This window comes from Arthrobacter zhangbolii (assembly GCF_022869865.1).
Lineage (GTDB): Bacteria > Actinomycetota > Actinomycetes > Actinomycetales > Micrococcaceae > Arthrobacter_B > Arthrobacter_B zhangbolii.
This window is the reverse complement of record NZ_CP094984.1, coordinates 2,444,441-2,458,617: the sequence shown is the minus strand read 5'-3', so window position 1 is coordinate 2,458,617 and position 14,177 is coordinate 2,444,441. Positions and strand designations below refer to the sequence as shown.

Here is a 14,177-nt window from a genome sequence, read left to right as displayed (position 1 = left end):
GTCTTATGCCGGTGAGCCGGCTAGTCGGTGCTGCCGGCCGCGAGCAGGGCGTTGCGCTGCTCGCGGCGGTAGGCCTGCTCGGCGGGATCCGGCACGGGGGCCGCTGCCAGCAGGCGGCGGGTGTACGGATCCTGCGGGTACTTCAGGACCTGCTCGGTGGACCCCTGCTCCACCATGCGGCCCTTGTTCAGCACCGCAATGTGGCTGGCGAGGATCTCCACCACGGCAAGGTCGTGGCTGACGAAGAGGCAGGCAAAACCGTATTCGCGCTGCAGGTCCTGCAGCAGCGCGAGCACCCGTGCCTGGACTGACACGTCCAGGGCCGAGGTGGGTTCGTCCGCCACCAGCAGCGAGGGGCGCAGCGAGAGCGCGCGGGCAATGCCTACACGCTGGCGCTGGCCGCCGGACAGCTCATGCGGATACCGGTTCCGGAACGCCCTGGGCAGCTGGACGTCGTCAAGCAGCCCCTCCACCCGCTTGTTCAGCTCGGCCTTGCTGAGCTTCTCATGCAGGAAAAGCGGTTCTCCGATGCTTTCACCAATGGACATGCGCGGGTTCAGGGACGCTGCAGGGTCCTGGAAGACGATGGCGAACTTTTTGCGCAGCGGACGCATCTTCTTCGGTGAGAGTCCGGCAATGTCCGTCCCGTTGATCCGCACGCTGCCGTCGGCCACCGGAAGCAGGCCGGTGACGGCGCGGCCGATGGTGGACTTGCCCGAACCTGACTCGCCCACCAGGCCCATGACCTCGCCGGGCATGATGGTGAAGGAAACATCGGACACAGCACGGAAGGCGGGCTGGCGGAACCGCCCCGGGTACTCGATGGCGACGTTTTCCAGTTGAAGGGCGGGCGTCTGCGACGACGTCGGCTCGGCTACCTCCTCGGAAGCGGCCATCACGGAGCGGGGGGCCTCGGTGATCTGCAGTGAGCCGTCGTCCTCGACCTCCACGGCAGTGAGCACACCACCCACCTTTGACCCAAGGTGGGGTACGGCGTCGAGCAGTGCCCGGGTGTAGTCCTGCTGCGGGGCACCAAAGAGGTCGGTCGCCGAGGAGGCTTCCACAATCCGGCCGTTCTGCATCACAATCACGTTGTCCGCGAGGTCCGCCACCACGCCCATGTCATGGGTAATCAGCAGGATGGCACTGTTCAGGCGTTTGTTGAGCTTGCGCAGCAGTTCCAGGACTTCGGCCTGCACTGTTACGTCCAGAGCCGTGGTGGGTTCGTCCGCGATAAGCAGGATCGGGTCATTGGCGATGGCGATGGCAATCATCGCCCGCTGCCGCTGCCCGCCGGAGAACTGGTGCGGATAGTTTTCATAACGGGTTTCCGGATCGGGGATCTCCACCATGCGCAGCAGCTCGATGGCGCGTTCCTTCGCCTGGGCGGGCGATGCGTCCGTGTGCTGCTCGATGATCTCCTTGACCTGTTCACCGACCGTCAGCACGGGATTCAGTGCCGTCATGGGTTCCTGGAAGATCATGGCAATGTCATTGCCGCGGACCTTCCGCAGTGCCGACTGGGGTGCTCCGATGAGTTCCCTACCCTGCAGCTTGGCGCTGCCCTTGGAGCGGCCGTTGCCGGGAAGCAGGCCAAGCAGGGCCATGGAGGACATGCTTTTGCCGGATCCGGATTCGCCCACGATGGCCAGGATTTCGCCGGGATAGACCCGGTAGTTGACGTCCTCGGCGGCCATGACCCATTCGTTGTCGACATTGAAATCGACGCCGAGTCCGGAGACCTCCAGGATGGGGGTCCCGGTTCCGGTGGCCGGGGTGTCGCTGTATACCGGTGTGGAGGTCATTGCTTGTTCCTTGTCTGTCGGGGATCAAACGCATCCCGGAGGCCGTCACCGATGAAGTTCACGGTGAGGGCGATGGCCACGATGAACACGCCGGGCCACAGGAAGACCCAGGGCCGGACGGTCATCGCGGACCGGTTCTCATTAATCAGTTTGCCCAGCGAGGTGTCCGGTTCCTGCACGCCCAGGCCCAGGAAGCCGAGCGCGGTCTCGAGCAGGATGGCACCGGAAATGGCCAGCGTGGCCGAGACGATGATGACGCCCACAGTGTTGGGCAGGATGTGTTTGAAGATGATCCGGGAGGAGCTTGCGCCCACTGATTTCGCCGCCTCGACGAATTCCTTTTCGCGCAGGGAAAGGAACTCGCCGCGGACAATACGGGCGAGCCCGGTCCACGTGAGCATGCCCAGGAAGATGGCAAACACCACGATGCCGGCCTTGGATACGATGGTGGCGAGCACGGCGGCCACCACCAGCAGGGGAATGGTGATGATGACGTCGGTGAAACGCATCAGCACGGCTTCAACCTTGCCGCGGTAGTAGCCGGCCAGGGCACCGATGACGGTTCCGACGATGGTGCCCACGATCCCGACGATGAAGGCGATGATCAGGGAGATCTGCGCACCGCGCATGGTCATGGCGAAGTAGTCCCGGCCCAGGGCATCCTGGCCGAAGGGGTGCTCGCCCAGTCCGGTCCAGGACAGGGTGGGCTTGCCGCCCTCGACCGTGGGCATAACATCGGTGAACGAGTGCTTCCACCAGCCCGGGATGTGCAGCGGACCGATGTTGAAGCCGATGGAGGAGAAGGCAAGCACCACAATAAGGGCCAGGCCGATCATGCCGCCCATGGCCCCTTTGTGCCGGAAGAAGCGTTCCCGGACCAGCCGGGACTGGCTTTTTGCCTCGGTGATTTTCGGTTCGGCGACGACATCCCGGGTTGCGGGTGCGTCCGCGGTGACCGTGCGCTGGCTTGCCAGCGTCATGGCAGCCAGTTCCGGACTGCTGTCCTTCGGCCCGTCTGCTGAGTTGTTGTTGTCAGTCATTGCACTACCAATCAGTTCAGGCTGATGCGCGGGTCGAGGAACGCGTAGGCGATGTCGGCCAGCATATTGAAGGTCACGGCGGCAACAGCCGTGACGAGGAAGAATGCCATGATCACGTTGGGATCCACGTTGGACAGGCCGTCGGTGAACATTTTGCCCATGCCGTTCCAGCCGAACACGGCCTCCGTAATGACTGCTCCGCCAAGCACACCGGCGAAGTCGAAGGCCATCAGCGTGGTGATGGGGATCATCGCGTTGCGGAAGGCGTGCTTGACAATCACGGTGCGCTCGCTCAGGCCCTTCGCGCGCGCGGTGCGGATGTAGTCCTGGGTCATCACATCGAGCTGGCTTGCCCGGGTGTAGCGGGTGTACATGGCGAAGGAAATCAGCATGATGGCGATCGTTGGCAGCACCAGGTACAGCGCGTAGTCCAGGTTCACCTCCCAGAACGTGCCCTCCAGGTTGGGGGTGGAGGATCCGGTGGTGGGAATCGGACGGCCGCCGTTCTTCTGTGAAAGCGAGGGGTAGGCGTGCAGCAGGGAATCCACGAAAACGATGAAGCCGATCAGCAGACCGATGACGGCCGTCAGGGTGCGGGCCTGCTTGGCATACGGGCCGCCCACGAAATGGCCGATGGCGGCGGAGACCGCAAGGGTCACGACGGCCAGGCCGGCGATGGTGAGCCAGTTGGGATCTTCCATGATGTTCATGGTGACCAAGTAACCGACAAACCCCGTGGCTGCAGTGGCAAGAGCGGCATACACGATCCTGCGGCGGCGGAAGCCCGCGAAGAGGGCGGTGACGCCCACGGCAATGGCGAATGCGCTGACGAGGATACCCACGGGACCGAATCCGGGGGTCTTGAACCAGTTGGTTTCCAGCAGCACCAGGAAGGTGCCCGAGGTAGCCACTGCGGCTATGGCGAATACCTGCAGACGGCGCTTACGGTCTCCGCCGATCACGATCATCCAGATAACGCCCGCTATCAGTCCCATCATCAATAGGCCCAGATAGGACATTGCCGGATTCGCGAGCCAGGTGTTGAGGCCGATGGCCAGGTACTGCTTGAGCAGGGTGGAGAGCCAGAACAGCGGCATGGAGAAGAGCAGGAATGCGACGAAGGTAATCGAGTAGTCAAACACGCTGTACTGGCGCAGGGCGGTGACGACGCCTACCAGGACGCCGAGAATGATGGCCAGGACCGTGGCGACGAGTACGAGGCGGAAGGTGGAACCGGCAGCGGACTGCAGCTGGTCGATCACCGGGTTCCCTACCCGGTCCAGGCCAAGGGTGCACTGGGCGCCGCCGGGGATGATGCAGCGGCCGATCTCCTGCAGCCACAGCAGGTACCTGATATACACGGGCTGATCCAGGTGCATGGCCTCGGTCCGGGCGGCCATGCGGGACTCTTTGTCCGTACTGCGCAGTTCGGCCAGATCCCAGAACGGATCGCCTGAATTGACGGCCAGGACGAACATCAGCGCCGTGGCGGCCAGAAGGATAAAGAACGAGGTCACCGCTCTTTTGAGAATGAAGTAGAACACCGAAGGCTCCTTGGGGGTGGGACTGGACACCGCGTGCACAAGGCGGGGATGGGCAGACCGAGGTCTGACCATCCCCGCCTCTCACACGGCTAGCGTGGTGCTTTTGCTAGGCCTGCTTTGTCCACTTGTAGGCATTCCAGGTGATGCCGTTCTGGCTCGGGTTCAGTTCAACGTTCTCCATCTTGGAGGAGTGGGCAACCACTCCGGAGTTCGCGTAGAGAACCACGTTGTAGACCTCGGCAGCGAGGATTTCCTCGGCCTGGGTCTTCAGTTCCTTGACTTCTTCGTCGTCAGTGGACTGGGCGATCTGGTCCCAGATCTTGTCCAGTTCTTCGCTGGCGAACTTGCCGTAGTTCTGCTCGCCGTCGGAGACGTAGATGGACTGGGCGCTGGCAGCCAGGCCGGAACCGGCCCAGGCGAAGAGGATGGCATCCCAGGCGCCGGGTTCATTGAGCTTGGCGCTCCAGTCCTTGTCCGGGGTAGGAACAATCTCGAACCCGGCCTGGTCGCAGGAGGTCTTGATCAGGGTCACGATGTCCGCACGCAGCTGGCTCGTGGAGGAGAACATCAGGCGGACCGAAACAGGCTCGGTCTTGCCGGCGTCGGCAAGGAGCTTCTTGGCACCTTCGATGTCGACTTCGTCGTACTCGCTGGCGGACGGTGCGCCTGCCAGGACGTCTTCGTAATCTTCCTGGCCGGGCTGGTATTCGCGCAGGTTGTCCACGGTGGCGTTCTCATCGATGGGCTTGGCGAACTTCTCGACGATGTCCTCGCGCGGTACGCACTTGGCGAAGGCCTGGCGTACGGCCAGGTCCTTGAAGACGCCGTTCTCGGACTGGTCCAGGTCAATGTGGCTGAAGGTCAGTTCCGGGCCGGTGAGCATGGTGACGCTCTCACCGATGTTCTCGATGGAGGTCTTGGTGTCGACGGTCGGGCCGGACGGCTCGATGATGTCAACATCACCGTTCTGCAGTGCCTGCACGGCTTCGGTGTCCTCGATGGCCTTGAAGACGATGTTCTCGGTCTGGCCCTTGCGTGCCTCGCCCCAGTAGTTTTCGTTGACCTTCAGGGTCAACGTGCCGTCGGTGGCATTGTCCAGCACGTACGGACCAGAGGAGGGGATCAGTGCGGCATCCGGGAGGGCGGTCAGGTCGGCTTCATAGTTCCAGCCGGTGTTCCAGAACTCGGCGACCGGAGTCAGCGCTGCGGTGTCGTTGTCCTGGATGGCCTTGACCAGGGCTTCGCCGTTGTTTTCAACGCTAAGGCCGCCCTGCTCGGCAGCAATGTGAGCCGGCATGATCGGGCCGATCATCATGGCTTCCCAGTCAGCGTAAGGAGTTTCGAAAACCATCTCGAATTCCTTGGCGCCAGCCTCGCCCTCGATCATCTTGGTCTGCGAGTAACCGTTGGTGGAGGAAGGCTGGAAGATGTTCTCGCCGTCAGCGCCCACGGTCTTGCCGGAGTAGGCGGCCCAGTTCAGCAGCACGTCATCAAAGTCGATGGGGGTGCCGTCGGACCACTTGGCGTCCTCGTTGATGGTGTATTTCACCGTCAGGGGATCGTCACTGGTCTTTTCGAAGGTGCCGAACTCCTCGTCGTGGATGATGCCGTTGGGGCTGTATTCCACAAAGTTGCTGTGCACCAGGTTGTCAACGTAGCTGTTGTACGAGCTGTTGGTGTTGGCCGTGCCGGAGTTGTAGGCATCTGGTGCCTGGCTGATGGCAACCGTAATGGTTGAGGCAAGGTTCTCCGCCTGAGCGGTTTCCCCGTCGCTTTCGTTTCCGCCCCCGGCGGATCCGCAGGCGCCAAGGAACAGGGCCCCCACGGAAAGTGCGGCAAGAGCTGCCGTGCGCTTAGTACGCATCTGTAGTCCTAACTGGTGATGAGGAGTCAGGAACCACCAAAGATGGCCCCCCAAGCGGCCAGTGATAGCCGCCACATGTGGAGAAACACTAGCCACTAAATGTTTCGGCTGTGAGACAAGTTACATGTTGTTAACTGATCGTTACCTGATCGTGGTCAACCGGGGGAACAAAAAGACGCAAAGCTGCCAGTAGTGACAAAAAGGCCCCTGCGGATATATTCCGCAGGGGCCTGCCTGTCCGGGTCCGTGATCTCTTACGGAGCCAGTGCCTGCCGTGCAGGCTCATCGTCATGCCGGGCTTATTCGTGCCCGCTAATTCATGTCGGGGAGGTCCAGCCACTGGTACCAGCCGCGGTGCAGCACCAGCCAGGCCATCAGGCCATAGCCGGCCTGTCCGGGGGTGCCGCCGTTCGCAGCGAGGTCGTTGCGCCACTGTTCGTGGTTCAGCAGCGGGCTCAGCGTGTCCACGTAGACATGCTTGCGGCGGGTGGTGACGTCGCCGAAGGCTGCGGAGAGGTCCGCGAGCTTCCGGTTACGTTCCGGGTCCAGTCCCGGGGGAGGCCCGACGACGAAAACCTTGATGCTCATCTGGGCGGCACCGTCGAGGATGTTGGCCAGGTTCAGCCTGCTCCGTGCGGTGGTGAGTTCCAGGTCCAGGTCACGGTCGGAGAGACCAATGACCAGGCGGTTTTCGCAGCCGTCATCAAAGCGCCGTCCGGCCTCGGCGAGCCACCGGTTGGCCAGGGCCTCGGTGCCTTCGTGCGGGGCCGCGAGGCTGTATGCCTGCAGGTTTACGTTCTCCGGCGAGGTCCGGGCCAGGACACGGCCCAGCCAGCCAAGTGCCCGCGGATCCCCGTGTCCGGCCAACAGCTCGTCACCTACCGCAGCAAGCCGGATTCTGCGTTGTTCCACTAGTCACCTTCTCGGGTCAAAAAACAGGGTGGGACGCCGAAGCGCCCCACCCAAACGTAGCCTACTGCCGTTCGAAGGCCTTTTTCACGAGGATGTCCTGCTCCACGGCGTGGCGCTTGGCCGAACCCGTAGCGGTGGACGCCGACGCCGGACGGGAAACCAGACGGAGCCGGCTGTCCAGGTACTGCGGCAGGTTCAGCCCGATGAACGGCCACGGACCCTGGTTCGCCGGCTCGTCCTGTGCCCAGACAATCTCCGCATTCGGGTACTTGCCAACGGCAGCCCGGATCTCTTCCACCGGAAGCGGGTAGAGCTGCTCCACGCGGACGATTGCGGTTTTTTCGTCGCCGGTCTTCTGGCGGTTGGCCAGAAGATCGTAGTACAGGCGCCCGGACACCAGCAGGACCCGGTCCACGGCGTTTGCATCCAGTTCCGCATGCTCGGGGATGACCGGCTGGAACTCGCCGTGCGTGAACTCATCCACCGACGTCGCGGCAGCCTTAAGGCGCAGCAGCTGCTTCGGTGTGAAGATCACCAGCGGCTTCCGCGGACGGCTGTAGGCCTGGCGGCGCAACAGGTGGAAGTGCGAGGCACCCGTGGTGGGGTTGGCAACAATCATGTTGTCTTCCGCGCACATCTGCAGGAAACGCTCGATCCGGGCGGAGGAGTGGTCCGGACCCTGTCCTTCGTAGCCGTGCGGGAGCATCAGCACCAGCGAGGAGCGCTGGCCCCACTTCTGCTCGGCCGAGGAAATGAACTCATCAATGATGGTCTGTGCACCGTTGACGAAGTCACCGAACTGGGCTTCCCAGAGCACCAGTGCATCCGGACGCTCCACGGAGTAGCCGTATTCGAAGCCCATGGCAGCGAATTCGGACAGCAGGGAATCGTAGATCCACAGCTTCGCCTGGTTCGGGTCCAGCTCGGCCAGCGGCATCCACTCTTCGCCGGTGGCGCGGTCATGGAAGACGGCGTGGCGCTGGGTGAACGTTCCGCGCCGTGAGTCCTGCCCGGCCAGGCGTACCGGGACACCCTCCATCAGCAGGGTGCCGAAGGCGGCAATCTCGGCGAAGCCCCAGTCGATGTTGCCCTCGCGGGACATCTGCTCGCGCTTCTCCAGCAGGGACTTGAGCTTCGGGTGGATGGTGAAGCCCTCCGGCACCGCCACGTGGGCCTTGCCGATGTGGGCCAGGACCTCTGCCGAAACCGCCGTGCTGGCCGGCTTGATGATGGTGGTGCCCTCCTGCTGGGCGGCGGGCCGCTCCAGGTCGGAAACCGCTTCCGAGTCCTTCGTGATGACCGGGATCGGGGAGGTCTGGGCAGCGTGCGTCTCAGCGAAGACCCGCTCGAGGCGGCCCTGGTAGTCGCGCAGCGCCTGCTCGGCCTCTTCCTGGCTGATGTCGCCGCGTCCGATCAGGGACTCGGTGTAGAGCTTGCGCACCGAGCGCTTGGCCTCGATCAGGCTGTACATCATCGGCTGCGTCATCGAAGGATCGTCGCCTTCGTTGTGGCCGCGGCGGCGGTAGCAGACCATGTCGATGACAACGTCCTTATGGAACCGCTGGCGGTATTCGTAAGCCAGCTGGCCCACCCGGACCACTGCTTCGGGGTCGTCTCCGTTGACGTGGAAGATCGGTGCCTGGACCATCTTCGCCACGTCGGTGGAGTAAACCGAGGAGCGTGAGGAGGTGGGGGAGGTGGTGAAGCCCACCTGGTTGTTGACCACCACGTGAATGGTGCCGCCGGTGCGGTAGCCGCGCAGCTGGGAGAGGTTCAGCGTTTCCGCCACCACGCCCTGGCCTGCGAACGCCGCATCGCCGTGAATCAGGATCGGCAGGACGGGGAACTCGTCGCCCTTGTCCAACCGGTCCTGCTTGGCGCGGACAATGCCTTCAAGAACCGAGTCTCCGGCCTCAAGGTGGGAGGGGTTGGCGGCCAGGTAGATCTTGGTCTGGTTGCCGTTATCGGAGGTGAAGGTTCCCTCGGTGCCGAGGTGGTACTTCACATCGCCCGAACCCTGCACGCTGCGCGGATCCTGGGTTCCTTCGAACTCGCGGAAGACCTGGGCATAGGTCTTGCCGGCAATGTTCGTCAGGACGTTGAGGCGCCCGCGGTGGGCCATGCCGATGCCGACCTCTTCGAGGCCGTCGTCGGCTGCCCCCGAAATCACGGCGTCCAGCAGCGGAATCAGGGATTCGCCGCCCTCCAGGGAGAAGCGCTTCTGGCCAACAAACTTGGTCTGCAGGAAGGTTTCAAACGCTTCCGCGGCGTTGAGCTTGCTGAGGATGCGCAGCTGCTCTTCGCGGTTCGGCTTGGTGTACTTGGTTTCCAGGCGGTCCTGGAACCACTGGCGCTCTTCGGGATCCTGGATGTGCATGTACTCAATGCCGGCGGTGCGGCAGTACGCGTCCCGCAGGACGCCGAGGATCTTGCGCAGCTTCAGCATCGGCTTGCCGCCGAAGCCACCTGTCGGCCACTCCCGGTCCAGGTCCCACAGCGTGAGGCCGTGGTTCAGGATGTCCAGGTCGGCGTGCCGGCGCTGGACGTATTCCAGCGGGTTCGTGTCGGCCATCAGGTGGCCGCGCACACGGTAGGCGTGGATGAGCTGCTGGATGCGGGCAACCTTGTTGATCTGCTCATCCGGGTTCACCTGGATGTCAGGGCTCCAGCGCACGGGCTCGTACGGAATCCGCAGGGATTCGAAGATCTCGTCGTAGAAGCCCTGCTCGCCGAGCAGGAGCTGGTGGATGATGCGCAGGAACTCGCCGCTGCCGGCACCCTGGATGACGCGGTGGTCATACGTGGAGGTCAGCGTGATGATCTTGCTGATCGCGTTGCGGGCAAGGATCTTCTCATTGGCACCCTGGAATTCAGCCGGGTACTCAAGGGCGCCGGCGCCGATGATGGCGGCCTGGCCCTTGGACAGGCGGGGAACCGAATGCACGGTGCCGATACCGCCGGGGTTGGTCAGGGAAATGGTGGTGCCGCGGTAATCGTCGGCGCCGAGCTTGCCGGCGCGGGCGCGCTTGACCAGATCCTCGTAGGCGTGCCAGAACTCCGAGAAGTTCAGCGTTTCGGCCTTCTTGATGTTCGGCACCACCAGCAGGCGGGTGCCGTCCGGCTTGGGCATGTCGATGGCCAGGCCGAAGTTCACGTGCGCCGGCTGGACGGCAACGGGCTTGCCGTCCACTTCGTCGTAATGCACGTTCATGGAAGGGAACTGGGCTGCGGCGCGGATGATGGCGTAGCCCAGGAGGTGGGTGAAGGACACCTTGCCGCCGCGTGCCCGCTCCAGGTGGCTGTTGATGACAATGCGGTTGTCAATGAGCAGCTTGGCCGGCACGGCGCGAACCGTGGTGGCCGTGGGAACGCTCAGGCTGAGGTCCATGTTGGTGGCGATGGCCTTGGCCGGTCCGCGCAGGACGGTGACCTTGTCCTCTTCCGCAGCAGCGTCGCTGGGCTGGGTTTTGGGCAGCTGGGCCGGGATAGGCGCAGCCTTGGGGGCCGGATCGCTCTTGGCGGCCTGCTGCGGGGCGGGCTCGGCCTTCGGCTTTTCCTTGGCTACCGGCGGTTTGCCCGACTGCTGCGTTGCAGCGGGGGACTCACCGGACGCCTTGGGCGCGTTGGGGGCCGTGGACTCGGCCTTCACTACGGGCAGCTGCCTGGTTACCGGGTTTGCGCCGAGTTCTGAGGGAGAGCCGGATGCCTTCCCGTTGGAGCCGTTGTCTGACTGGGAGTCTTCAGCCTTGAAGGACTCGAAGATGCTCCACCACTTTTTGTCAACGGAATCCTTGTTCGACAAATACTGTTCGTACAGTTCATCGACAAGCCACTCGTTGCCGCCGAATTCTTCCGGCAGGCGGTGGTTGGATTGGTCTGGCACTAGATATACGCCTCTTCCATGAGTTGCCGTTTGCCCTGATGGCACCATGATCTGAGCGGTTCCGCTACAAGAACTTGTTGGTGCGGCCCGGTGCGCAGTGACCGAGACTTCATGCCAGTCTAGTGACATATTCGAAGAACTGGCCAATCCCGCCGGGTTGCGTGAAGGACACCCGGCGCGATCTGCCGGCAAGCGTTGTAGCAGGCACCTGTGGCGGGCGTGCCCCGAACCTGTAAACTGACTCTCCTATGGACAGTTTTTCTAGGCGCCGGCCTGCGTCCCGGACTGCGGCTCCCGCTGCCGGTTCGCCCCGAGCCGGCAAATCCCGCGCCCGATCCACCCAGCATTCGCCTGCCGCTTCATCGGAGCCTTCCAGTTCGGCCTTAGCCGACCACCCTCCGTCTGAACGTATCCCGGCAGCGCCTGTTTCCCGGTTTCCCCGGGCCTTGCCTCTTTCTTTAAGGCAGCCCGCCGCAATCCCGGCCCGGCGCTGCGGCGAAGTGGCGGTGAGGGCCTGATATGGAATGGCTCTACCTCTTCTTCGGTCTGCTCCTTATTCTCGGTACCGGTTTTTTCGTTGCCGTGGAATTTTCGCTCGTCGCCCTGGACCAGCCGGCCGTACGCCGCGCGGTGGAAAACGGCGATAAGGCCGCTGAACCCCTGCTTCGATGCCTGACCACCCTCTCCACCCAGCTCTCGAGCTGCCAGCTGGGCATCACCCTGACAACCCTGCTGACCGGCTTCGTCATGGAGCCGTCCGTGGGACGCCTGCTGGAAGGCCCGCTGGCCGGGCTGGGACTGCCGCCCCTGCTGGTTGACTCGGTCTCGGTTACCGTCGCAATGATCCTGGCTACGTTCCTGTCCATGCTGCTGGGTGAACTGATCCCCAAGAACATGTCCATCGCCATGCCCTTCCGGGTAGGCAAGGCACTGGCACGCCCGCAGCTGGCCTTCACCGTGGTCTTCAAGCCCGCGGTGCTGCTGCTGAACGGGTTCGCCAACCGCATCCTGCATCTCTTCGGCCTCGAAGCCAAGGAAGAGGTCAGTGGTGCACGCACCCCGGCTGAACTGTCCTCGATGGCACGCCGGTCCGCTGAGATGGGCACACTGGATAAAAACACCGCGGCCTTCCTCTCCCGGACGTTCTCCTTTGCGGGGCGCACTGCGGCGGATGTTATGACCCCGCGTATCCGGCTCGAGACCATCGACGCCGAGCAGCCCGTCGCAGACGTGATTGAAGCGGCCCGCCGGACCGGCTATTCCCGGTTCCCGGTGCTGGGGGATTCCCCGGATGACATCCGCGGTGTCGTGCATGTGAAAAAGGCTGTGGCGGTGCCCCGCAGCAAACGCGCAACGCTGCCTGCCGCCGCGATCATGAGCGACATTCTCCGGGTGCCGGAAACGGTGCACCTGGATTCGCTGCTTTCCGAACTCCGCAACGCCAACCTGCAGCTCGCCGTCGTGCTCGATGAATACGGTGGAACCGCCGGCGTCGCCACCTTGGAGGACCTCGTGGAGGAGATCGTCGGGGAAGTCTCGGACGAACACGACAAAGCCAAGCCCGGGGTGCTGCAGAGTGCATCCGGTGCCTGGTACTTCCCCGGGATCATGCGTCCGGATGAGGTCTCCGCACTGGTGCCGCTGCTGCGGATGCCCGACGAAGCCGGGTATGAAACCGTGGGCGGCTACATCATGGCCGAACTCGGCCGCATTGCGGAAGCGGGGGACCGTGTGGAGGTTCCCGGCGGAATGCTGGAAGTGGAACGCATGGACGGCCGCCGGATTGACCGGGTCAGCTTTATCCCCGTTGCGGAAGACAGCGAAGGGGAGCATCCCACCGAGCATCAGGACAACATGGAAGCACCGCGGGCCGAGGCCCGTAAGGACCGTTCGGCACGAAGGGAGGGCATCCGATGAGCGATCTGGCAGGGATTTTCTGGCTGGTCGTCCTGTTGCTGGGCAATGCCTTCTTCGTTGGTGCCGAGTTTGCCGTGATGTCCGCCCGGCGCAGCCAGATTGAGCCCTATGCGGAAGCCGGTTCCAAACGGGCCAGGACAACACTGTGGGCCATGGAGCATGTTTCCCTGATGCTCGCCTGCGCCCAGCTGGGCATTACTGTGTGCTCCCTCCTGATCCTCTCCGTAGCCGAGCCGGCCATCCACCATCTGCTCTCGGTTCCGCTGGAAGCAGTGGGGCTGCCGACTGAGGCCGCGGACGGCGCAGGGTTCCTGGTGGCGCTGCTGCTGGTCACTTTCCTGCACGTCACCATCGGCGAGATGGTCCCCAAGAACATCTCGGTGTCCGTGGCGGACCGGGCCGTGCTGCTGCTCGCGCCGCCGCTGGTCTTCATTTCCAAACTTGTCCGGCCGGTCATTGCCGCACTGAACTGGCTCGCCAACCATGCCCTGCGCGTGGTGGGCATTACGCCCAAGGATGAGGTTGCCTCGGCCTTCACGCTTGAGGAGATGCAGTCCATCGTGGAGGAATCCACGAAGCTTGGCACCGTGGCGGATAATTCCGGCGTGATTTCGGGTGCGCTGGAGTTTTCCGGGCAAAGCGCCGGAACGGTCATGGTGCCGCTGGATGAGCTGGTGACGCTGCGGACTGATTCCACTCCGGAAGAGTTTGAACGGGCAGTGGGCCGGACCGGCTTCTCCCGCTTTGTGCTGGTGGATGAAGCAGGCAACCTGACCGGTTACATGCACTTGAAGGACATCATGTCCATCCCGCCGGAGGCGTACGAACGGCCGATCACCGAGAACAAGGTGCGCACCCTGGCGAACCTGCGCCTCGATGACGAAATAGAAGACGCGCTGGCGGTGATGCAGCGGACGGGTTCGCACCTTGCCCGTGTGCTGGCACCGGACGGAAGCACCCGGGGAGTGCTGTTCCTTGAGGACATCATTGAACAGCTGGTGGGCGAGATCCGGGACGCCACCCAGGCGCAGGGCTTCCGCCGCACCGGGGAAAGCCTCTAAAGGGCGGGAAGTCTAGATGCGAATGGTTCGCGTTTAGGTTATGCTGTAGAGGCTTTCGCTGCCGGGCCGGCAGTCTGCGGCGCTGCCGTCAGGCGCCGGCGCCGGCCTGTCCTGCCGTCCATGCCACCACCTAACCCAGGGATATTGAACT

8 protein-coding genes are annotated in these 14,177 nt (G+C 63.4%); 2 read left to right on the top strand and 6 right to left on the bottom strand.

Annotation, left to right across the window (positions count from 1 at the left end):
* Window positions 1-20: 20 nt before the first annotated feature.
* The 6 genes from MUK71_RS11385 to MUK71_RS11360 form a co-directional block, all read right to left on the bottom strand.
* The gene (locus MUK71_RS11385; RefSeq protein WP_227929468.1) at window positions 21-1,805 is read right to left on the bottom strand and encodes an ABC transporter ATP-binding protein; all 1,785 of its coding nucleotides are present in this window, start codon (window positions 1,803-1,805) and stop codon (window positions 21-23) included.
* Window positions 1,802-2,845, bottom strand: coding sequence for an ABC transporter permease (locus MUK71_RS11380; RefSeq protein WP_227929469.1), 1,044 nt, complete (start codon window positions 2,843-2,845; stop codon window positions 1,802-1,804). The genes MUK71_RS11385 and MUK71_RS11380 overlap by 4 nt, the downstream gene beginning before the upstream one ends.
* An 11-nt stretch (window positions 2,846-2,856) precedes the next feature.
* The gene (locus MUK71_RS11375) at window positions 2,857-4,389 is read right to left on the bottom strand and encodes an ABC transporter permease (protein ID WP_227929470.1); all 1,533 of its coding nucleotides are present in this window, start codon (window positions 4,387-4,389) and stop codon (window positions 2,857-2,859) included.
* A 106-nt stretch (window positions 4,390-4,495) separates the two neighbouring features.
* Window positions 4,496-6,253, bottom strand: coding sequence for an ABC transporter family substrate-binding protein (locus MUK71_RS11370; RefSeq protein WP_227929471.1), 1,758 nt, complete (start codon window positions 6,251-6,253; stop codon window positions 4,496-4,498).
* Window positions 6,254-6,565: 312 nt separating this feature from the next.
* A complete protein-coding gene (locus tag MUK71_RS11365; protein ID WP_227903405.1) occupies window positions 6,566-7,165 on the bottom strand; it encodes a GDSL-type esterase/lipase family protein in 600 nt (199 codons plus the stop codon).
* Between the two features lie 61 nt (window positions 7,166-7,226).
* Entirely contained in the window at window positions 7,227-11,048 is a 3,822-nt protein-coding gene (locus tag MUK71_RS11360) for a multifunctional oxoglutarate decarboxylase/oxoglutarate dehydrogenase thiamine pyrophosphate-binding subunit/dihydrolipoyllysine-residue succinyltransferase subunit (protein ID WP_227903404.1), read from the bottom strand.
* Between the two features lie 519 nt (window positions 11,049-11,567).
* Here MUK71_RS11360 and MUK71_RS11355 point away from each other — a divergent pair.
* Together MUK71_RS11355 and MUK71_RS11350 are read left to right on the top strand one after the other, a co-directional pair.
* Complete coding sequence (locus tag MUK71_RS11355; RefSeq protein ID WP_227903403.1) at window positions 11,568-12,965, top strand: hemolysin family protein; 1,398 nt, start codon at window positions 11,568-11,570, stop codon at window positions 12,963-12,965.
* The gene (locus tag MUK71_RS11350) at window positions 12,962-14,026 is read left to right on the top strand and encodes a hemolysin family protein (protein WP_227903401.1); all 1,065 of its coding nucleotides are present in this window, start codon (window positions 12,962-12,964) and stop codon (window positions 14,024-14,026) included. The genes MUK71_RS11355 and MUK71_RS11350 overlap by 4 nt, the downstream gene beginning before the upstream one ends.
* Window positions 14,027-14,177: the final 151 nt, after the last annotated feature.

Excerpts from the sequence above, each read along its gene's own strand:
- MUK71_RS11350 (WP_227903401.1), top strand. The coding sequence starts at position 12,962 with ATGAGCGATCTGGCAGGGATTTTCTGGCTGGTCGTCCTGTTGCTGGGC.
- MUK71_RS11370 (WP_227929471.1), bottom strand. The coding sequence starts at position 6,253 with ATGCGTACTAAGCGCACGGCAGCTCTTGCCGCACTTTCCGTGGGGGCC.
- MUK71_RS11385 (WP_227929468.1), bottom strand. The coding sequence starts at position 1,805 with ATGACCTCCACACCGGTATACAGCGACACCCCGGCCACCGGAACCGGG.
- MUK71_RS11355 (WP_227903403.1), top strand. The coding sequence starts at position 11,568 with ATGGAATGGCTCTACCTCTTCTTCGGTCTGCTCCTTATTCTCGGTACC.
- MUK71_RS11380 (WP_227929469.1), bottom strand. The coding sequence starts at position 2,845 with ATGACTGACAACAACAACTCAGCAGACGGGCCGAAGGACAGCAGTCCG.